The following is a 21,750-nucleotide window of genomic DNA, read 5'->3' as shown; positions in this document are numbered from 1 at the left end:
ATACTTCTACAGACGCCGCTAATTTTGCATTCATCAATCAAAACAGAACCAAAAGAACAACATCATGGAGAAGAACGTTTCATTACCAAGCTTTTTAAATTCCTGTCTGCAGGATATTCGGCGCTTGTTGAGGCAGGTAGTGCAGGTCATGTGCATACCCTTTACACTGTTACGCCGATACTATGGCACTGTTCTGGATAAAGAAATCAGCACTCGTCAGACCTGGCAACTGCTGAATGTACAGGCCGCTTTCGTTCTGGCAGGATTCCCGATGGAATCGCCCGTTTTGATACGACTGGCCTGTATCGCATGGTTCGTGCAGGCCTTGCGTGTCTGTCGGCGGAGCCTCGCTTAGAACATGGTGGCAACTCGCTTGACGCCGGCTACCAACGCGTCTACCTCTTCATGGGTATTGTAAAGGGCAAAGCTGGCACGCGACGTGCCGAGAACGCCCAATCGGTCCATCAATGGTTGGGCGCAGTGATGTCCGGTGCGAATGGCAATGCCCAACCGATCAAGCAAAGTGCCCATATCCATGGGATGGATGTCGCGCAACTGGAAACTGATGACGGCGTCGTGGCGCAACGTCGTGAGGTCGGCGTCGGCAGGAATGCCGAATACGCGCATTCCGTCGATCTGAAGCAGTTGGCTGATCGTGTAGCGGGTAAGGTCTTCCTCATGCTTTTGAATGGCGTCCAGACCAACAGACGACACGTAGTCGAGAGCCTTGGCCAGTCCGGTCGTAGCGATGTAATCGGGCGTTCCGGCTTCGAACTTCAGCGGCGGACGCTCGAATGTGCTCTTTTCGAAACTGACATGCTCAATCATTTCGCCACCACCCTGATATGGCGGCAGGCGGTCGAGCCACGCTTCCTTGCCATAAAGCACGCCGATACCGGTAGGACCGTAAATCTTATGACCGCTGAATACGAAGAAATCGCAGTCCAGTGCTTGCATATCTACTTTGAAATGAGGGGCACTCTGCGCGCCATCGACAACGACGGGAATATCATACTGGTGGGCTATACGAATGATATCTTCGACGGGATTAACTGTTCCGAGTACATTGCTGACATGCGAAATGCTGACAATCTTGGTCTTCTGCGACAACATTCGACGGAACGCCTCTAAGTCAAGCGTGCCGTCATCGTCCATCGGAATGACCCGAAGCACGATACCCTTGCGGGCTGCCTGTAGCTGCCAAGGCACGATATTGGAATGGTGTTCGACCGTAGAAATGACGACTTCATCGCCTTTCTGCATGCAAGCCTCGCTGAAACAGGAGGCTATCAGGTTCAGTCCTTCGGTGGTACCGCGGGTAAAGACAATCTCCGTCGTGCTACGGGCGTTGATGAATCGGCGAACGGTTTCGCGGGCGCCCTCGTGCAATTCGGTGGCTTGTTGGCTGAGCCAATGCACGCCTCGATGGACATTGGCATTGACATTGAGATACTCGTTGCGCATGGCATCAAGCACACACAGCGGCTTTTGCGTGGTGGCGGCATTGTCAAGATAAATCAGCGGCTTGCCATAAACCGTTCGGGACAAGATGGGAAAGTCAGCCCTGATTAATTCCGTATTCATCGATGTTACTTACAAAGTTTACAACCTTCACACTTATTAAGCTCTCCACGAAAACGTTTCTCCACTAAATAGTGCAGACGGTCACGCAAAGGTTCGAGTTCCATCTTGTCGATGACTTCATTGACAAAGGCAAACTCGAGCAGCAACTTGGCCTCTCGTTCGCTGATTCCACGTTGGCGCATGTAGAACATGGCCGCGTCGTTGAGCTGACCGACGGTGGAACCATGAGCGCACTTCACGTCGTCGGCGTAGATTTCGAGCATGGGTTGCGTGTACATACGGGCCTTTCGGGTAACCACGAGATTCTGATTGGTCTCTTGACTGGCGGTCTTTTGGGCGTCCTTGCGCACGAGAACGAGGCCGGCAAAGGCTCCGACAGCCTCATCATCAAGTACATATTTATAAAGCTCGTTACTGGTGCAATGAGGCACTTGGTGATCAATCAGCGTATTATTATCCACATGCTGATGCTTATCGGCTATGACACAGCCGTTGCACTGACATTCCGCACCCTCGCCCCTGAACACCAAATCGAGACGATTACGGGTGACGCCATTGTGCAAAGTGATAACGTTATGATTGACGTGGCTGCCGGATTGCTGCTCGATATAGACATTGCTAACGCGTGTATTCCTATAATGCGTCTCTTCCAAGCAGTTTAGTTCCAGACCGGCATTATTGCCTACATAGGCCTCGATAACCTGTGTGGCCAGGAAACGGCGGTCGTCGGAAGCGTGATCGCAAAAAAGGAACTTGGCTTCAGCTCCTTCTTCGAGAACGATCAGCACACGGCGGTTGACCATCAGGTCGACATCGGAACGAAGGATATTGATGACCTGCACCGTTCGGTCTATCTTCACGTTGCGCGGAACATAAACCAAAAGGCCGTCTTGGGCTAACATTGTGTTCAACGCCGTGATGGAGTCTTCGCCCGTTTGGGCGATTTTAGCATAGTATTTTTCGATGAAATCGGGCTTTTCCGCAGCCACATGACTCAACGAATCTACGATGACGCCCTCGGGAAGATAGGCTTGCGGCAGCGACTTCGTGTAAAAACTGTCGTTGACGATGAAGTAAAGAGAGGTGCTGAGATTAGGTACGTCGCACTTGAAAGCCTGATAAGGGTTGACGGGAATTTCGAGACGATTGAGATTCAGGCCGTAATCAGGCGCAAACAACCGGGCCATGTCGGTGTATTTATACCGCTCAACCTTGCGTGAAGGGAAGCCCTGCGCCTTGAAATCGGCAAAAGCCTTGTCGCGTACGGCATTGAGTACACCGGCAGAATGTCGCTTGATCAGGTCGGCTGCTTCGGTGTATAAGTCTATGTATTGCTGTTCGCTGCTCATAACATCCTACTTTTATTCTCCAAACGCCGCGTCGGCGGCTTCCTTTATCCAATCATAGCCACGCTGTTCTATCTCCCGGGCCAGCTGCGGTCCGGCAGTCTTGACAATCCGTCCGTTGTAAAGCACATGCACGACGTTGGGCTTGATCATGTCGAGCAGGCGCTCATAGTGGGTAATCACGATGGCCGACGTCGTGTCGTTGTGCATCTTATTGACGCCGTCGGCTACGACACGCATCGCGTCAACATCAAGTCCAGAGTCGGTTTCATCGAGAATACTGAGCTTCGGTTCGAGCATCGCCATTTGGAATATCTCGTTCCGCTTCTTCTCACCGCCCGAGAATCCCTCGTTCACAGAACGACGAGAGAGTTTGCTATCAAGGTCTACCAGCTTGCGTTTTTCACGCATCAACTTCATGAAATCGGCCGCATTGAGCGGTTCTTTACCCTCATATTCGCGCTTGGCATTGATCGCCGCACGCATGAAATTGGTCATAGAAACACCGGGAATCTCAACGGGATACTGAAAAGAAAGGAACAAACCCGCACGCGCACGATCTTCGGGCTTCATCTGAAGCAAGTCCTGCCCCTCGAAAATGACCACGCCATCGGTCACTTCGTACAGGGGATTGCCGGTAAGCACGGCACTCAACGTGGATTTTCCTGAGCCGTTCGGACCCATTATCGCGTGGATTTCGCCGTCACGAACGGTCAGGTTGATACCTTTTAATATCTCTTTGCCAGCAATCGTGGCATGCAAATTGCGAACTTCTAACATATTTTCTCGATTATATTATCCTACAGTTCCTTCCAAACTAACGTTTAACAACTTCTGCGCTTCTACGGCAAACTCCATCGGGAGTTTGTTGAGCACCTCCTTGGCATAGCCGTTGACAATCAGACCGACGGCCTGCTCGGTGGGAATACCGCGCTGGTTGCAATAGAACAACTGGTCTTCGCTGATCTTGGAAGTCGTCGCCTCATGCTCTATCACGGCGCTTTCGTTATGAATGTCCATATATGGGAAGGTATGCGCGCCGCATTCCGAGCTCAGCAAAAGGGAGTCGCAGGAGCTGTAGTTGCGGGCGTTATCGGCATTGGCTGTGGCCCGGACAAGGCCTCGATACGAATTTTGGCTGTGGCCGGCGGATATACCTTTGGAGATAATCGTCGACTTGGTGTTCCGGCCCATGTGAATCATCTTCGTGCCCGTGTCGGCTTCCTGGTAATGGTTGGTGACGGCCACGCTGTAGAACTCGGCCACGGAATTGTCTCCCCGCAGGATGCAGGAAGGGTATTTCCACGTGATGGCCGACCCCGTTTCTACCTGTGTCCAGCTCAACTTGGAGCCTACGCCCCGCAAGTCGCCCCGCTTCGTCACTAAATTAAACACGCCGCCCTTTCCGTTTTCGTCACCCGGATACCAGTTCTGAACCGTCGAATACTTCACTTCCGCACGGTCGTTGACAATGATTTCTACAATGGCGGCATGCAGTTGGTTCTCGTCTCGCATCGGTGCCGTGCAACCTTCGAGATAGCTGACGTAGGCATCGTCGTCGGCAATAATCAGGGTACGCTCAAACTGTCCGGTGTTACGGGCGTTGATGCGGAAATACGAGCTCAGCTCCATCGGGCAGCGAACGCCCTTCGGTATATAGACGAAAGAGCCGTCACTGAACACCGCGCTGTTGAGCGCCGCGAAGAAGTTATCCCGATAGGGCACCACACTTCCCAAGTACTGGCGCACCAAGTCGGGCTGTTCCTTGATGGCTTCGCCGATGCTACAGAAGATTACACCCTTCTCGCGGAGCTTCTCCTTAAAGGTTGTCTTCACCGAAACGGAGTCCATGATCGCGTCGACGGCCGTTCCGCTCAGAGCCAGACGCTCCTCCAAGGGAATGCCCAGCTTGTCGAAAGTCTTCTCCAGCTCGGGATCAATCTCCTTGTTGACCGGCTTCTTGGCCAGCGGATCCGCGTAATAAGATATTGCTTGGTAATCAATTTCGGGGAGATGGACATGTCCCCATGACGGTTGCTTCAATGTCTTCCAGTGATTGAAAGCCTGAAGACGGAAGTCGAGCATCCAACCGGGCTCACCCTTCTTTTGTGAAATAAGGCGCACAACGTCCTCGTTGAGTCCTTTTTCTATAATCTCGGTATGCACGTCGGTGGTGAATCCGAACTCATATTTCTGTTCGGCCACCTGCTTTACATACGCGTTCTTTTCATTTTTTTCTTCCATGAATTTATCCTTTACTGGGACATGGCAAACATTGTGCCACTCTCTGAAGGTTACAATGTCAGCAATAATTGTAACCAACTACCCAAAGAACGCTTGTAATCACCAACGGTAGAAGTGCCTAAGAGGGACCTCTACCGTTGGTGGAATGTGCAGATATATCCGTAATGAAGACGACATGTTGGCAAAGCATGAGCCTCAATGTTCTCCTTTCATTAAGGATAACTTTTAAAGTTTCTGTTCCACCTCTATCTCCGTGAAGGTCTCGATGATGTCGTTGGCCTGAATGTCATTGAAGTTTACGAGGCTGATACCACATTCGAGTCCGGTAGCGACTTCCTTGACATCATCCTTATAGCGCTTCAGCGCGTCAATATCGGCCGTGCGAATCACGATACCGTCACGAACCACGCGGGCCTTATCCTTGCTGTGAACCTTGCCTTCGGTAACCAGTCCGCCGGCAACGGTGCCGACCTTACTGATCTTGAAGACTTGCTTCACCTCGATCTGACCCGTGATAATTTCTTTCTTCACCTTGTCCAACATACCCACCATGGCGCTCTTCACGTCGTCGATGGCGTCGTAAATAATGGAATAGGTATTGATTTCAACGCCTTCACGGTCGGCCAGCTTCCGTGCGTCAGACGAAGGACGAACCTGGAAGCCGACAATAACGGCGTCGGAAGCGCTGGCCAGCATGACGTCGTTCTCACTGATCTGGCCTACAGCCTTGTTAATGACATTGATCTGAACCTTTTCGGTAGACAGCTTGATGAACGAATCCGACAGTGCTTCGATTGAACCATCGGTATCACCCTTCACGATAATATTAAACTCGTGGAACTCACCGCGAGCTATCCGATGCGAGATGTCGCCCAGCGTCAGGCGCTTCTGCGTGCGCAAGCCCTGCTCACGCTGCAACTGCTCGCGCTTGTTGGCGATCTCGCGGGCCTCCTGATCCGTATCGAGCACGTGGAAAGCGTCACCTGCCGTCGGCGCTCCGTTCAATCCAAGGATGATGGCCGGCTCTGCGGGAGCGGCACTCTCAATGCGCTGATTACGCTCATTGAACATGGCCTTGACACGTCCCCAACTTGTTCCGGCTATCACAACGTCGCCCACCTTGAGCGTTCCGTTGCTCACGAGCACTGTACTTACGAAGCCACGGCCCTTATCCAAGCTCGATTCGATGATATTTCCGCTGGCCTTGCGGTTAGGATTGGCTTTCAGGTCAAGCATGTCTGCCTCCAGCAAAACCTTCTCCATCAGCTCATCCACGCCAATACCTTTCTTCGCGCTGATTTCCTGACACTGGTATTTACCTCCCCATTCTTCTACAAGCAGGTTCATATTGGCCAGGTCTTCACGAATCTTGTCGGGGTTGGCGCCCGGCTTGTCTATCTTGTTGATGGCAAAAACCATCGGCACGCCGGCAGCCTGCGCGTGGGCGATAGCTTCCTTTGTGGTCGGCATTACGGAGTCGTCGGCCGCGATAATGATGATCGCGATATCGGTCACCTGGGCACCACGGGCACGCATGGCGGTAAAGGCCTCGTGTCCCGGCGTGTCAAGGAATGTCACCTTGCGACCGTTCTTCAGCGTCACACCATAAGCGCCGATGTGCTGGGTGATACCGCCGGCCTCACCGGCAATCATGTTGGTATTGCGGATATGGTCGAGCAACGATGTCTTACCATGGTCTACGTGACCCATCACCGTGACGATAGGCGCACGACCTACGAGATCATTCTCGTCGTCTTCCTCTTCGCTGACGGCCTCCTGAACCTCGGCACTGACGTATTCGGTCTTGAAGCCAAACTCATCGGCCACCATATTGATGGTTTCCGCGTCGAGACGCTGATTGATCGACACCATGATACCGACACTCATCAGCGTAGAGATAACCTGTGTCACGCTGATATTCATCATCGTGGCAAGTTCGCTGACCGTCACAAACTCGGTCAACTTCAATACTTTGCTCTCCTTGCGCTCCGCGTTTGCCTCCTGCTGGAGCTTCTCCTGAACGGCTTCGCGCTTCTCCTTGCGGTATTTGGCGCCCTTCTTGTTCTGGTTGCTCTTGCTGGTTAGCCGGGCAAGCGTTTCCCTAACCTGGCGTGCTACGGCCTCATCATCCACCTCTAAAGGCTTCTGATTGCGGTTGCGGTTTTTCTTCTTGCCTTGGTTATTCTTGTTGTTGTTATTGTTATTTCGATTGTTGCCGTTGTTACCCGACTGCTGGTTGGCTGCCGCGTTGATGTCTACGCGTTCCTTATTGATACGGACACGCTTCTTGCGCTCACCGCTGCCATGCTGTGCGGCCACTTTCTCTTCGCGCTCCTTCCGTCTTTCTTCCTTCGACTTCTTCTTGGGGCGTGTGCTTTGGTTGATCGAATCCAAATCAATCTTACCCAAAACGTTCACTTTCGGCGTGTTCAGAATCTTCTTGTCACTATTCAGTTGGAACACCTCTGTTTCTGTTTCCGACTTTGATGCGACCTGAGCTTCATCTTCCGAAGGCTGCTCCGTTGCGGTTTCTGCCGCCGGTTGCTTTTCAGCGGCAGGCTTTTCCGTGGGCTCTACGGCCTTAACATGAGCCTCGACATCTTTCTTTTCTTCTGTCTCCACCTCTTTGGCTTCGACCGTTTTTTCAACCTCCGCAGCCTTTTCAACAGGCTTGGGTTCCGGCTTCGGACTAACGGCAGTAGTCGTCTTCTCGGAAACATGTTTTTCTTCAGCAGCAACAGACTTGTCAGCCTCCGACTTCTTCTTTCCTACCTGATCGAGATCTATCTTGCCCAACGGCTTGAACTGCTGCTGGGTAGACGACGCCAGCAGGCTCTCCGCACGATTGTCAGAGGCCTGTACGCTCTTCTTTTCCTTTATTTTCTTCTGAAAGAGCTTCTCTGCCTGGCTACGAACTTCCGCGTCCTGCTTAAACGCGTTGACCAATGCCTTGTACTGGTCGTCATTAAGTTTAAAGCTGGGTTCCGGCTTCACTTCGCCCAATTCAGTTCTCTTTTCTAAGAATTCAACTGCCGTTTGAAGTCCTATGTTTAATTCGCGTAATGCTTTATTTAATCTGATGCTCATCTTTTACTTATTCCTTATTACTTCTTTTCTTTATTCTACTGTTCAAACTCCGCACGCAACACTCTCAGAACGTTATCAACAGTCTCTTCCTCAAGGTCGGCTTTCTCTACAAGCATTTCACGCGGCGCGTTCAGCACTGCTTTTGCCGTATCGAGACCGATACTCTTGATGGCGTCAATAACCCACTGATCGATTTCGTCAGCAAACTCTTCCAAGTAGATATCCTCATCGGCTTCGCCCTCGGCAATCTCACGGAACACGTCGATCGTGTATTCTGTCAACATAGAAGCCAACTTGATATTCAGTCCTCCACGGCCGATAGCCAAACTTACTTCCTCCGGCTGAAGGAACACCTCTGCCTTATGGTTTTCCTCATCGATATTGATGCTGCTGATACGGGCAGGGCTCAAGGCACGCTGGATAAACAGTTTGATATTCGACGTAAAATTGATGACGTCGATATTCTCGTTACACAGTTCGCGAACGATACCATGCACACGGCTGCCTTTCACGCCGACGCAGGCTCCTACGGGGTCGATGCGCTCGTCAAAGGTCTCCACGGCAATCTTGGCACGCTCACCCGGCATGCGGGCAATCTTCTTGATGGTGATCAGACCGTCGTTGATTTCGGGCACTTCCGCCTCTAACAGACGCTCTAAGAATACCGGACTGGTGCGCGAAAGAATGATCTTGGGGTTGTTGTTCTCGTTGTCCACCCGCAGGATGACGGCTCTCAACGTCTCGCCCTTGCGATATACGTCAGACGGAATTTGCTCCGATTTGGGAAGGATAAGCTCGTTGTTCTCGTCATCCACAACCAGCACCTCGCGCTTCCATATCTGATACACCTCGCCCGAAACCACCTGTCCCACGCGATCTTTATACTTGTTATAAAGCGAATCGTGCTCCAGTTCAAGTATCTTGCTGGCCAGGGTCTGACGAAGGTTCAAGATGGCACGCCGACCGAACTTCGCGAAATCAACACGTTCGCTGACATCTTCGCCCACCTCATAGTCAGGCTCAATCTTCTGCGCGTCTTTCAGCGCGATCTGCTTATTCTCGTCTTCCACTTCGCCATCAGCCACAACCACGCGGTTACGGTAGATTTCAAAGTCTCCTTTGTCGGGATTCACGATAACGTCGAAATTCTCGTCGCTACCGAAGATCTTGGCAAGTACGTTACGGAAACTTTCCTCCAACACGCTCACCAATGTCGTACGGTCGATATTCTTCGTTTCCTTAAATTCCTTGAAGGTATCGATCATACTCACCTGCTCTTCTTCATTCTTCTTTGCTGCCATAGCTTATTTGAAACTTATTATGTATTTGGTATATTTCACTTGATCCATCCGGAAATGATGGTCCACATCCATCTTCTGAGGACGCTTCTTGCCTTCCACCATCACCTTCTCGTTCACGGCAACCACAAAATCGTTGCCGTCTACGCTCTTCAAAATGCCTTTCAGCTTCTTGCCGTCCGCGTCCAGCACCTCCACTTCTTTTCCGATGCAGTTGATGTACTGTTGCGCTACTTTGAACGGCTGGCCCAGACCGGCCGAGCCAACCTCGAGCTCATAATCCTCTTCATCGCGGCTCAAATGGTCCTCTATAAAACGGCTCAACTCCTCGCAATCATTGATCCACACCCCATCGGCATGGTCTATTTCCACTACGATCTTGTCATTCGGGCTGATCTCTACATCCACTAAGAAGTATTCTTTATCAGCCAACCATTCGTTTACAATCTGTTTAACGACGTTTTTGTCAATCATACATCTATTATATGCTAATATAACGAAAATGAGGAACTCTCTTAGAGCCCCTCATTCCTCTGAACGCTGCAAAAGTACGAATAATTTCCGTATCCGCAAAGTAAATACCGATTTTTCTTTACATCATCCCTTCAAATGGCTGCGATATTCCGCGTCAAAAGTTTTTTGCAGGCAAATACACGAATCTACAGCATGTTGTTAAATCGCTGAATAACAACAACTTACGGTTTTCTTGATAAATATTGCGTCGTTTTTAGGCCGTAATCGCTATGCTTTTAGCGTGTCATAGCAGCCTTTTTGCCCATCCATTGCGGTGCTTTTGGCTTGTAAAAGCATAGCAATGAGCCGGTCAAAGGGCTGTTTTGAGCTTTCCGAGCTCCATTTTTCAACTCACGACAGCCGGCAATCGGCTTTTTTTCTCTTAGATGACGACTGCCGGAAGTGTTAAAAAACGCTCTCTTTTCTTGACAAATCACTTGAGCGCACGCTGCGTCGAGGATGGTGTAAACCTATTTTTTACAGCCGAACGCGGGCTTTCTGTCGAATATCGGCCGATGAAGCGCCCACCAGAATGTCGAAATCGCCACGCTCCAGTACCCACCGATGGCGATGCTCGTCATAGTAGCTGAAGGCGTCGGCCTGAAGCGTCATCTCCACACGTTTCGTTTCGCCGGCCTTGAGCCATACCTTTTCAAAGTTCTTCAGTTCCTTATAAGGCCGATCCACCTTTGAAACGGGATCGTGAACGTATAGTTCTACCACCTCAGCACCTTCTTTTTGTCCCGTATTCGTCACGTCGAGAGCCACCTTTACCACGGCTTTCTTCCGGTCAACAACCGACACCGTGAGGTTTTCGTAAGTAAACGATGTGTAGGAAAGGCCGTGACCGAAGGGGAAAAGCGGCTTTATGCCCTTGTGCTCGTAGCCTCGGTAGCCCACGTAGATACCCTCACGATAATGCACTTTGCGTTCTTTGCGCGTCTCATCGTAGTTGCCATAGGCCGGCGAATCTTTCCATTCGCGCTCAATGGTAAAGGGGAGTTTGGCCGAAGGATTCACTTTCCCCGATAGAATGTGGCCCAATGCCGTGCCCCCTTCTTGTCCGGGATAGAGCAAATGAAGCACCGCGGGCACGCGGTCTATCCACGTCGACATACGCATGGCCCCACCCCCATGCAGTGCCACGATGATATTGGGATTGGCCTGTGCCAAAGCCATGATCAGTTCGTCCTGCCCATAAGGTAACTCAAAGAGCCTGTCGGTACCTTCAAACTCCAGACTGGCGTCCAGTCCACCGCAGAACACCACGCAGTCGGCCTGCTTTGCCAGTCGAACGGCTTCGGAATAATCTACGGCCGACGCGTAGTCCCAGCCCATTCGTATCTCGCCCGGATTGCAACGACGATTCCAATATTCCAGTCGAACGGCGTGCTTGCGGCCTTTCTGCGACGCTATCTTCACATAGCGGTTGGCAAACGATTGCGACATTCGTTCGTCGATGACGACCTTATCGTCCACAATCAGCCGATAACCGCCTTGCGCGTCGACGAAGAATAAAATGGAATCATTCTTCTCCGACGCCATCGTGCCTTCCCATTCTATTTGATAATCGAGTCCCAAAGACTGTATAGCCGATGCCCCTTCTTCCCATCTAAAATTGACATTTGGGTCGATACGACTTATCTTCGGCTCGTTGCTCATCCGGTTTTCCTGCGTATCGAGCGCATAGTAGCGAGCATATAGTCCTCGCTTTCCATCCTTTGTCCTGAACGCGCTTTGCTTGAACAGCTTACGCTTGTAGGCATTCGACACCCCTTCACTGTAGAGAATACGCGCTTCGGGGAATGCTCTGCGAATACCCTCCATATCATTTACTACGTACCAAGGGTTGACCTTAGAACTTCCTCCGCCCCCAAACGAACAGCCTTTTACGTCGAACGTATTATCGTCAACGATGTTGGGATTGGCATTGGGGCCTATAACCGCAATCGTCTTGGGCGACCGCAACGGTAGGATATGACGCTCGTTCTTCAGCAGGATGATTCCTTCGCAGGCTTCATCGTAAGCCATGCGATTGGCTGCTTCGTTGTAGGTGGGAATCGAAAGTTCCTTTGCCGTGGGACGATCGAAGAATCCTAACGCGAAGCAAGGTTCGAGAATGTGCCGTACCCTATCATCAATCTGACTTTCTTTCAGCTTTCCCGATTCAATCAGTGGTAGCAGTTTCTCCCGATTTAGATAGTCGAAGGTGCCTAACTCCATGTCAAGGCCGGCTTCAATTGAAGCCAATGTGCTGTGGGTAGCTCCCCAGTCAGACATGATATTGCCCCGGAAGCCCCACGCGTTGCGCAGAATGTCGGTCATCAGGTACTTGTTTTGGGCGCAGTAAACGCCGTTTACTAAATTATAACCCATCATTACCGCATGCACACCACCCCGCTGTATGGCCGCCTTAAAGGGGGGATAATAAATCTCATGCAAGGCTCTTTCCGACACTTCGCTGCTTACTTTGTAACGATCGAACTCCTGATCGTTGGCCACAAAGTGCTTGATGGTGGCCATGACGCCGCCCGCCTGTATGCTTTGGATGAACGGTACGGCCATCTCAGCTGCTAAGTAAGGGTCTTCGCCCATGTATTCAAAGTTGCGAGAATCCTTCGACGAGCGGTAGATATTAACGCCGGGACCATAGAAGACATGAATGCCGCGTGCCCGACATTCCTGCGCGTAGACGCCACCGAGGTGTTGGGCCAGGCTTCTGTTCCATGAAGCTGCCAATGACAGCTGACTGGGGAAAGCCGTGGCCCGCCCCTTCAGTCCCCAGGACGCTATCCCTAACGGGCCATCGGCCGTCTCGAAAGGGGGCAGTCCCAGCCGTTCGCAACCCCGATAGAAGAAGTCGCTTTCGAGCATATCAATCTTCTCGTCCAGCGTCATGTGGGCAATCAGGTCGTTGACGCGGGCTTCGGACGACAGGTTTTTATTTCTGAAGGGGTACTCCTGCGCGTTGGAGGATACACCGATATTGATGAGCAGGCAAGCGATTGCCGCAATCTTGTATAAGATTCGCATTGTATATATATCAGTATTTTGTGTTTACGAAAGTAAGGTGGCCTGCCTCTCGGTTTTCGGCAGCGATCTTTTTATCAATCGCTTTTCAAACCGATGGTTGCCATCACACGGTCGACCATCTTGAGATAGTCACCCGTAGGCTCGGTGGGATAAGTGTTATTGTCCTTAGCCCATGCTTGTTCCATGGCGAAAAAGTTGGTTTTAGGCGGATCTTGACCACGTAGTTGAAGGCTTAGTTCATTGAAAAAAGCAATCCAACGGGGCACGTAGAAATCGCGTAACAGTCCCGACCATTCTTTGTTGGCATAGTCGTGAACGCGTGTTGCCGGGTCGTCGGGACCCCAGTAAGTAATCTGCGTGCGAGCGTTTTCGAGCGACTGTCCCCTATCGGCTTCACTGTCGCCGTAGGATTGAGCCGCTTTCAGCCAGTTGCCCAAAAGGAAATGGCGATTGGTGGCAAGGAGACTATCTTGTAAGAGTACGAGATTGATGAACCGCCGTGACGCTTCAGTCAGCCGCAGCGTGTCTTTGGCCTGATAAGCCTCCATGGCCTGGCGGTAGACCACGCGCCCATGGTTGGCCATAACCTGACGGGCCAGATCGACAAGATCGTACTGATAGGTAGCTGAAGCCGCAAACTTATCGGCTGCTTGCCTAAAGAGCGTCAATGCCTGTTCGAGTAGAGCCGGGTTGTATTGCATCCGTTTCGGCCCCCAAGTAGAGACGCTGGTGACATTTGTGGATGGACGGGCGCAGAAAATAGACTCAAACGTGCCTTCGCCCTTGAACTCAAACTCGCCAAAAATCGACCGACTGAGCAGCTGCCATGCTTTGTAGAGCTGTTCGCTCCACCGTCCATAGCGATAGAGAATGTATTGGCAAAGCATTTGATTGAGGTCGGGCGCGTGGTCGTTCCACGCCGTTTTCAGCGCAAAATCGTAGACAATGGGATTGGTGAGAATACCTTCGGGCAGAATGCCGATGCCTTGCATTACGTGGTTGGAGGAGTTGCGGAAGGCCCGATGCGGTTCATTCACCAGCACGGGAAGTTGCCCACCCATATCGGTTTTGCCGCCGAAGTGGTTCACGCTACCCCAAAGCCATGGCGTTTGGCCGAACTCCTGCGACTGCTCCCATGAGGCGGCAATCTCTCCGGCCAGATTAATGAGCAACACATGGTGCTTGTCTAAGCCGGTAAGTAGTGAGGGCGGAGGATTGTTATTCCAGCCTTGCAACACCCATCGGGCCTGCGGGAAGTGGGTCAGCATACGTTGTTGTACCAGCGAAGCCGTTGCGGCGAGGTCTACCCCTTGCGCGTTTCCACCCTCATGAAACAAGTCGCCGCCGAGGAATCGGATATCGGATCCATAATATTTCTTGATGTTCTGATAGTAGAGATCGGCCACCCGATTGAATGTTTCATTGCCCGGCAGCAGAATATAAGGCCGTTGGAAAGCCCCCCAAAGACCTTGCGGAATTACCGGCGCGTTGGGAAACTTGTCCTTGAAGAATGAGGGTACGATGCCGGGGAAGCCCTGTAGCACGGGTTCGATACCCAATTGGCGCATCCTTTTCAGAATTTTGACTTGCTGCCGGTGGCGTTTCTCTATCATCGGTTGGCTCATCGGACCGCCCCAGCCTTCGAGATTACCCATCAACCACCATGCCGTGTAGGCAGGGCCGGGGATAAAACGGGCAATGGAGGCCTCGCTAAAGCCCAACGATTGTAGTGTCTGTTGCCATACAATTTCGGTTCCCAAGGGAGCCAACATGAGGTTAATGCCGTTAAGGGCCATCCAGTCGAGTTCGCGCTCGAAGTCCTCCCATTGATAAAAAGCGTAACTATAGCTATATGTGCAGTAGTTGAGCGCATAGCGATAACGGAATGGCGTCGACACACGGATAGGCCTTTTGATGGGAATCACCTTAACGGTGGATGGCAGGTTATCGGCAGCATGCGAGATACTACTGTGGCAAATGTGATTCAGGTAATGGTTCACAGCCGTTGAAGCCGCGGATATCGTATTGGCCTGAACAATAACTTTTCCGTTTCGGGTAGATAAAATAAATGTTTCTTCTGAAGATTTTGGGAGCGATTTGAATACGATATATCGATGAAGCGAGGGTATTCTGCGCCTCACGAGTTCGCTTACGCCGCTGAAATTCTGTGCCGGACAGAACTGCGCCAGAGTAAGAGCAATTAGTAGAAATATTGTTCTGAGTATGGAAGAAACCATAGATGGCATTATTTTACTTGGATGTCTACGAAAACGGGGTAATGATCCGATACGGTGGAAATATCCTTTTGGTCGCCCTCTATCGACAATCTTTTTACGACTTTAGTCTTCTTTACTGTGATATTTCCAGTGTGGGCCGTATCTAAGAGGATGTAATCGATGGTGGTTCCGGGCTGTCCGGGCAGACTGCCTGCGGTCTCGCTGACAATGGTAAAGGTCTGTAGAAGCATAGGAAAGGCTGATTGGTCGGGTGCCCAAGCCGGTGAATCGTTGAGGTCGCCGGCCAGAAATACAGGCTGTGTCTCTGCTTTAGCCTCCTTGTTGATGATATCCGCACTGTTCTTACGGGCCAAATTATTCAGGTCGAGATGAGTAGCGAGGAAGGTGAATTTGGGCAATTGCACTTTGATAAGGGCCCGTTGTTCGTTGCCCGGTAGTGGAATGATTTCGGTCTTCTTCACCTCCAGCGTCTTCTTCACCATCAGTCCGCAACCAATACGGCCACCATCATAGTTAGCCGCCGACCCGAAGAAAATCTGATAGTCGATGCCAGTGGCCTTCTTGATGTCTTCCAAGAGGTATCTTTGGCCGCGATGGATGCAGAAACTATCTAATTCCTGAATGGCAATGACGTCGGGTGACAGCGCTTTGATGACATCGGCAAAATCTTTGGTGTGGGCTTCACTGAACGACTGTGTTGCGCCGTTGCTCTTGCAATAATAAGAATTATAGGTCATCAATCGAATATCGCCCACAGCTTTCGTGTATTTGTAGTCTTCTATGACAATCGGTGGATTTTCGCCATTGTTATCCCCGTTATTGGAATGGCCACTGCCACCACCGCAACTTGTGAGCGTCAGTGACAAAAGTAGTTCAATTAACATATAAAAACGTAAAGTCTGATTCTTCATGTAACAAGATTTTTAAATCCATCGCGCCCCCTTTGACGGGTGACGCAATGGATACTAACCTATTTTAATGATGCTTACCAATTTGGATTTTGGGTGATTTTACCGCCATAGAGTGTAATCTGATCCTGTGGAATCGGGTAGAGATAATCTCTGTTTTCGTTCCATGAGCGGGGCTTTGTTTTGATATCGTGCACAATGATGTGCCCACCATTAGCGCCGTTTTCCAACGAAAGGTTCTCGCCCAGTTTGAGGAAGATGGTGATTCCACCCAATTCTGGATAGTTGGCAACGGTGGGTGCGGCCGTTCCTTCGTAGATGCAAACATCTTGTGCATCGCTGGTGCCGTTGCCGTTCAAGTCTAAGATGACGAACTTTTTCGTGGAGTCGAGGGCGGGAACATACATTCCTTTGAATTGTTTTTCAAAAACTTTACCCTCTTTCCAACGCATCAGGTCATCGTATCGGAAGCCTTCATCGAACAATTCTATCGTACGTTCGCGGCGAATCTCTAAAATAACGCCCTTATTGGTGCTGCTGACGTTTGGATAACCCGTTTCAGCGGCGGTCAGATAAGGGTCGGGATTGGCATTGGCCGCAGCCATATTGAGTGGGGGCATGCCCACCCTCGCCCGTATCTTCGTAATCGTCTTGTCGAGATCGCCTTGCGACAGCGTGCCTAATTCAGCCTTAGCTTCGGCTAAATTCAGGTAAACCTCGGCTGCGCGGAAGAGAATCATGTCGTTGTGCGATTTGTTATAACTGTCCTGTCCTGCGTCGGTCACCCACTTGGCAATCTGATAACCGGTGGTTGCTGATGAGAAACTGGGCGAGACAACGTTGTTTGATCCGATGCGCTTGTGGCCCGGTGCTACGATCGTTTGGGCCAGACGAGGGTCACGGTTTTGCATTTCGTCGTAGTAAACCATCGTTTGATAGTTGGCCTGATCGGTGAAACGGGAACCGTCTTTCATCAGATAGCTGTCGACAATCTTCTTGTTCATACCGGGCTTGGAGCCACCGGTGAGGAAGTGTTGATTGACGCTATGGACAATGTTGAGCCCCAAATTATAGTTGCGGGCTAAGATAACTTCGTCTTTCACCGCATTGTCAGCCACGAAGAGTTTGCGATAAGGCTCACCGGTAGCTGTATAAATTTTATACGGACTGTTCGTAATGAAGTCTTCAGCGGCCTCGGCAGCCTCCTTCAGATAGGTCTCGTAACCGTCTATTCCGTGATATTTTCTATAGGTTCCCTCGTACAGGAAGATTCTTGATTTCAAAGCCAACGCCGTCCATTTGGTTACGCGATAGAGGCTGGAGGTTGTCGGTAGGTTCTCAATGGCATAGTTAACATCGACCAATATTTTCTCCATGAGCGTATTGCGATCAGTCCGTGGGTCATACAGCTTGTTGTCGGTAGAGCCAAGCGGAGCGTCGAACCAGGGCACTTCACCAAATCGTTTCACTTTATTATAATAGAAATAAGCACGGAAGAAACGGGCCACACCGTCGTATTCCTTGCGTGCGGCCTCGTCGGGACAACGGGAAGAACGCTGCAGATAGGTATTGATGTTGGCCAGACTGCTCCACGACCAGCCGCCGCCTTTTTCGGGAACAGAACGTGTTCCCATCACTTCTGTGGTCAAACCGGTAGGGATAATGGCGTCAGCTGTTTCGCCATAGAGCGTTTCTGCCTTAGGGAAATCTGCGTAGAAGCCATTCGTAAAGGTCTGTAGTTCGGCCCGATTATTGAAATAATTCTCAGCCGCCAGCGTGTCCAACGGCTCTTTGTCCAATGAACAGCTCGACAAAGTGAGCGCCGCTAAGGCTATCGGTAGATAATATAGCTTTTTCATAGGATTCTTCGTTTACTAAAATGAAATATCAATACCAAAGGAATAAGTCTTCGAGAATGGATAAACACGACCATTGGCATCGGTCGTCATCTGTTCGGGATCCAGATAATCATTCTTCAACTTGGTCGTGACAAAAAGGTTTTCGCCGCTGAAATAGAAGCGAACTTTACTCAGACTGACTTTCTGCGTCAAGGAAGAAGGCAGCGTATAGCCGACTGTCAGGTTCTTCAAGCGGCAGTAGGCCAAATCTTGAAGGTAGCGATCGTTCGGTCGTTTCATGGCAAAGAAGCGGGCTTGATCGGCTCCTGCTCTTGGGAAATAGGAATCTGTCTTGGTCGGTGTCCACACTTTATCCACGAAATCTGACGGGATGAATGAGCTGTAAGAACGGGAATAAGGTCCCCAGAACAACATGTTGTTATCGCCGGGGTACAGATTCTGCTTACCGATACCTTGCCAGAACATCGCGAGGTCAAAGCCGTTCCACGAAAGGTTGGCAGAGAAGCTATAGTGATAACGTGGCTGACTATTGCCGATTTTCTTTAAATCGCCATGATCTTCCAGAGTTCCCTTGCCGTTGTCAATTTTCTTTGAATTGTCGAGATCGGCAAATATCAAGTCGCCCGCATTGGAAGTGAAGCGGTTACCGCCCAAGAATGTTTGGTCAATGTGACGGTTTGCGGCCTCTTCGTCGGTCTTATAGATTCCTTCGATATGGTAACCCCAGATTTCTCCCCATTCCATGCCTTCGTAGTTGCTACCCAAAGTCTTGGTCTCATTGCCAGCAAACTTCACTAATTTAGACTTACTGTCGGCCAACGATGCGGAAATACCGTATGCAAAGGGGTGTCCTGCCAAATTAAAGCGGTCGTTCCAACTCAATACGATTTCATAACCATTGGTACGCAACTGGCCGTTATTCTCCAACGGAGCATTGTAGCCATACACATTAGGTAAGGTAAGCGAGGCCGCCAGCATGTCCTTCGTGTCGCGACGGTAGATATCGATGGTGGCAGAAAGGCGGTTATTGAAGAAGCCAAGATCGACGCCGAGGTTCTTGGTGACGATGGTTTCCCAAGTAAGACTGCCCGAAACAGGGGCATCGAGCTTGATATAAGATGACTGTGCGTTGTCAAAGATGTAACCGATGGTCGTAGTATTGGCGATGGAAGCTCGACGAATGTAAGGATAATAGGCATTGGCATAGCCGTCTGTCACCTGATTTCCCAGCGAACCGAGAGAGCCTCTGACCTTGAAATTGCTGACAACAGCCTTCAACGGCTCGAAGAATTTTTCATCACTCATGCGCCAGCCAAGAGAGACAGAGGGAAAGAAGCCCCAGCGGTCGCCCTCGCGAAAGCGTGAAGAACCATCATAACGCATGTTCACCTCTGCCAAATACTTACCAAAGTAGTCATAGCTAACGCGACCGAAGTAGCCCAACAACGCGTATTCGTGCTGTCCTCCCTTCACGCCTTTGTTACCGGTACCCAGCGCCAGATCGTTCAACACCTCTGATTGGATGTTGTAGGACGAGGCTTCTACATTCTTATAATGTTCCGTTTCGTAGTTTGTTCCCACAACAACGTTCAGGTTGTGAGCGTTGTTGAAAGTCTTGGTATAGGTTGCGAACAAATCATAGTCAGAAACATCGTCGGTCGTCCGGATGTCTTTTAGGCGATTAGCAAAGAATCCAGAGTTAGCGGTTAGAATCTTTCCAGGGCGCTCTGAGTAGTCAAAACTGGCCGATCTGAATTGCTTGTCTTTGATAAAGGTGCGATACGTGTACTTTCCGACGAGGTCTAAGCCCGGTAAAATATGGATGGTAGCGCCCAAAGCGTAAGTATGCTGTGTCTTGTTCACGCCTGTAAAACCATTACCCGTGCGGAGCATAGCCGCAAAACCGTCGGCCGGCCGGTTGCCCGAATTGGGCAAAGTGTAAACATTGCTGCCATCGGGATTGATCGGACTGATCCACGGCATGGCATGAAAGGTAAGGTTACCTATATTACCTCCGTCTTCATAATCATATCCCGGTTGTTTGTATTTCGATTTGAAAAGCGACGCACTAGCCGAAATATCCAGCCATGGAGTTGCTTCCGCGTTGAATTTGGCCATCAACGTGCGGGTGTGATACTTATCGGTGCTGATAGCATATATGCCATTGTGGTCGTTAGCACTGCCACTAATCACGTAGTTGAACTTTTTATTACCACCGGTGATGTTCAAATTGTTATTCCAAGTAGGCTGACTATAGTCAAATAAGTAGTTGTACCAGTTGAAGTTACCATAATAATGATACCTGCCATCCGCGCCTGTTACGACCCACGGACGGGCCGGATTCTCAGTCGTGTCATTGCGGCGAGCTTTCAACTCGTCGTAGTCGGTCTGCGTAAAGTTGGTATAACTGCTGTTGTGGGTAGCTATATTGAACTCATCTACCAGCTTGGCTACATCGTAACCATTGGTCATGAAGTCGGTCTTACGGGTCGGAGCCGAGAAGCTATATCGTCCATTGTAGGTGATATGCACCAGTCCGTCGTTATTGGACTTTGTTGTAATGAGAATCACGCCGAAGCCCGCACGTGCTCCGTAGATAGCTGCCGATGCCGCGTCTTTCAGTACCGAAATGGATTCTATGTCGTTCGGATTGATTCGATCCAAGTCGCCTTCGACACCATCGATCAATACCAGCGGTGCACCGGAGTTCACAATAGATGTTGCGCCACGAATGTTCATTCGGGTTCTTTCGCCCGGTGTGCCCGACGAAAAGGTAATATTAAGGTTCGGAACCTGTCCTTGCAACATTTGCCCCACACTGCTGACAGGGCGATCTTTCAGTTCTGCTGCCGTCACTGTGCTCACAGCACCAATTAGGTTGGCCTTTTTCTTGGTACCATAACCTACGACAACGACTTCTTCAAGTGCTTCGCTGTCTTCGCGCAGGTTGACGACGACCTGTCTGCCGGGCGACTTGATGACCTGTGATTGATAGCCAATGTAAGATATTTCCAGATCTTTGCCGTCTTCCATGTCTATCAAGAAGTTACCCTCCATATCGGTCACAGCGGCCACGGCCTTGCCGTTCACACGTATGGTGGCACCGATAATGGGTTCGCCACGGCTGTCTACGACCTTTCCTTTGACGATACGCTTGCCCGTTTGCTGCGTTTTTGTGGGCGCGGGTTCGGGGCTTCGGCTGTCATGTCCGGCTTTGTTTGTTTTCTTGAATAAAGTGATTTGTTTACCTGAACGCTTATAGGCTATGTTCGTTTTGGCAAACAGCTGCTTGAGAACCTCGTCAATGTTGCGATTGGAGGCCTGCAATGAAACCGGCACATCGAGTTCCGGCCGGAGGTTATCATTGTAGATGAAGACGTAGCCCTCGGCCTTTTCAATCCTACTGATGGCTTCCTTCACTGTCGTATTGGTAACGTTCAGGGTTACTTTCAGGTTTTGTGCACGCATCGTACCGGCCGAAACGCACAGTACTCCTGCCAGCGAGAGCAACACAGATAGGGCCGTAGCCTTGACTATTCCTGTGCGGCTGTGCAGTGGATGCTCATGAAATTTAGATTTAAATGGATACATTTGTGTTCTGTTTAGTAGTAGGAAAAGATGATTTTTTATAAATTCAACAG

The 21,750-nt window shown here is 50.5% G+C and carries 13 protein-coding genes; 1 reads left to right on the top strand and 12 read right to left on the bottom strand.

The window, feature by feature from the left end:
- Positions 1–64: 64 nt before the first annotated feature.
- Positions 65–355, top strand: coding sequence for a hypothetical protein (locus JHU38_RS00515; protein ID WP_232369782.1), 291 nt, complete (start codon positions 65–67; stop codon positions 353–355).
- Here the strand turns inward: JHU38_RS00515 and JHU38_RS00510 are convergent.
- From JHU38_RS00510 to JHU38_RS00455, 12 genes are all read right to left on the bottom strand, one after another.
- Positions 352–1,584: an aminotransferase class V-fold PLP-dependent enzyme gene (locus JHU38_RS00510; protein ID WP_107581545.1), complete on the bottom strand. Its 1,233-nt coding sequence runs from the start codon at positions 1,582–1,584 to the stop codon at positions 352–354. The genes JHU38_RS00515 and JHU38_RS00510 overlap by 4 nt on opposite strands.
- Positions 1,585–1,589: 5 nt before the next feature.
- Positions 1,590–2,933: a Fe-S cluster assembly protein SufD gene (gene sufD, locus JHU38_RS00505; protein WP_107581546.1), complete on the bottom strand. Its 1,344-nt coding sequence runs from the start codon at positions 2,931–2,933 to the stop codon at positions 1,590–1,592.
- Between the two features lie 12 nt (positions 2,934–2,945).
- On the bottom strand, positions 2,946–3,710 hold the full coding sequence (gene sufC / locus JHU38_RS00500; protein ID WP_107581547.1) for a Fe-S cluster assembly ATPase SufC: 765 nt from the start codon (positions 3,708–3,710) through the stop codon (positions 2,946–2,948).
- 15 nt (positions 3,711–3,725) lie between these two features.
- Positions 3,726–5,174 carry a Fe-S cluster assembly protein SufB gene (gene sufB / locus JHU38_RS00495; protein ID WP_107581548.1) on the bottom strand — a complete coding sequence of 483 codons (1,449 nt, stop codon included), beginning with the start codon at positions 5,172–5,174 and terminating at the stop codon, positions 3,726–3,728.
- Positions 5,175–5,399: 225 nt separating this feature from the next.
- Entirely contained in the window at positions 5,400–8,261 is a 2,862-nt protein-coding gene (gene infB / locus JHU38_RS00490) for a translation initiation factor IF-2 (protein WP_107581549.1), read from the bottom strand.
- A 35-nt stretch (positions 8,262–8,296) separates the two neighbouring features.
- Positions 8,297–9,562: a transcription termination factor NusA gene (gene nusA / locus JHU38_RS00485; protein ID WP_107581550.1), complete on the bottom strand. Its 1,266-nt coding sequence runs from the start codon at positions 9,560–9,562 to the stop codon at positions 8,297–8,299.
- Positions 9,563–9,565: 3 nt separating this feature from the next.
- Positions 9,566–10,033, bottom strand: a complete 468-nt coding sequence (gene rimP / locus JHU38_RS00480; RefSeq protein ID WP_107581551.1) for a ribosome assembly cofactor RimP — start codon at positions 10,031–10,033, stop codon at positions 9,566–9,568.
- 516 nt (positions 10,034–10,549) lie between these two features.
- A complete protein-coding gene (locus JHU38_RS00475; RefSeq protein WP_107581552.1) occupies positions 10,550–13,105 on the bottom strand; it encodes a glycoside hydrolase family 3 C-terminal domain-containing protein in 2,556 nt (851 codons plus the stop codon).
- Positions 13,106–13,179: 74 nt separating this feature from the next.
- Positions 13,180–15,342 (bottom strand): alpha-N-acetylglucosaminidase, encoded by a 2,163-nt coding sequence (locus tag JHU38_RS00470; RefSeq protein ID WP_199222646.1) that lies wholly within the window; start codon positions 15,340–15,342, stop codon positions 13,180–13,182.
- 8 nt (positions 15,343–15,350) lie between these two features.
- A complete protein-coding gene (locus tag JHU38_RS00465; RefSeq protein ID WP_107581554.1) occupies positions 15,351–16,253 on the bottom strand; it encodes an endonuclease/exonuclease/phosphatase family protein in 903 nt (300 codons plus the stop codon).
- Positions 16,254–16,327: 74 nt separating this feature from the next.
- Positions 16,328–18,109: a RagB/SusD family nutrient uptake outer membrane protein gene (locus tag JHU38_RS00460; RefSeq protein WP_107581555.1), complete on the bottom strand. Its 1,782-nt coding sequence runs from the start codon at positions 18,107–18,109 to the stop codon at positions 16,328–16,330.
- Positions 18,110–18,124: 15 nt separating this feature from the next.
- Positions 18,125–21,700, bottom strand: coding sequence for a TonB-dependent receptor (locus tag JHU38_RS00455; RefSeq protein ID WP_199222647.1), 3,576 nt, complete (start codon positions 21,698–21,700; stop codon positions 18,125–18,127).
- Positions 21,701–21,750: the final 50 nt, after the last annotated feature.

Source organism: Prevotella illustrans, from assembly GCF_017426725.1.
GTDB classification, from domain to species: Bacteria; Bacteroidota; Bacteroidia; order Bacteroidales; family Bacteroidaceae; genus Prevotella; species Prevotella illustrans.
Note: the sequence above shows the minus strand (reverse complement) of the source record. Positions and strands in the feature narration are given on the sequence as shown.

Coding starts and splice junctions, on each gene's coding strand:
- JHU38_RS00515 (WP_232369782.1), top strand. CDS start 65: ATGGAGAAGAACGTTTCATTACCAAGCTTTTTAAATTCCTGTCTGCAG.
- JHU38_RS00510 (WP_107581545.1), bottom strand. CDS start 1,584: ATGAATACGGAATTAATCAGGGCTGACTTTCCCATCTTGTCCCGAACG.
- sufD (WP_107581546.1), bottom strand. CDS start 2,933: ATGAGCAGCGAACAGCAATACATAGACTTATACACCGAAGCAGCCGAC.
- sufC (WP_107581547.1), bottom strand. CDS start 3,710: ATGTTAGAAGTTCGCAATTTGCATGCCACGATTGCTGGCAAAGAGATA.
- sufB (WP_107581548.1), bottom strand. CDS start 5,174: ATGGAAGAAAAAAATGAAAAGAACGCGTATGTAAAGCAGGTGGCCGAA.
- infB (WP_107581549.1), bottom strand. CDS start 8,261: ATGAGCATCAGATTAAATAAAGCATTACGCGAATTAAACATAGGACTT.
- nusA (WP_107581550.1), bottom strand. CDS start 9,562: ATGGCAGCAAAGAAGAATGAAGAAGAGCAGGTGAGTATGATCGATACC.
- rimP (WP_107581551.1), bottom strand. CDS start 10,033: ATGATTGACAAAAACGTCGTTAAACAGATTGTAAACGAATGGTTGGCT.
- JHU38_RS00475 (WP_107581552.1), bottom strand. CDS start 13,105: ATGCGAATCTTATACAAGATTGCGGCAATCGCTTGCCTGCTCATCAAT.
- JHU38_RS00470 (WP_199222646.1), bottom strand. CDS start 15,342: ATGGTTTCTTCCATACTCAGAACAATATTTCTACTAATTGCTCTTACT.
- JHU38_RS00465 (WP_107581554.1), bottom strand. CDS start 16,253: ATGAAGAATCAGACTTTACGTTTTTATATGTTAATTGAACTACTTTTG.
- JHU38_RS00460 (WP_107581555.1), bottom strand. CDS start 18,109: ATGAAAAAGCTATATTATCTACCGATAGCCTTAGCGGCGCTCACTTTG.
- JHU38_RS00455 (WP_199222647.1), bottom strand. CDS start 21,700: ATGTATCCATTTAAATCTAAATTTCATGAGCATCCACTGCACAGCCGC.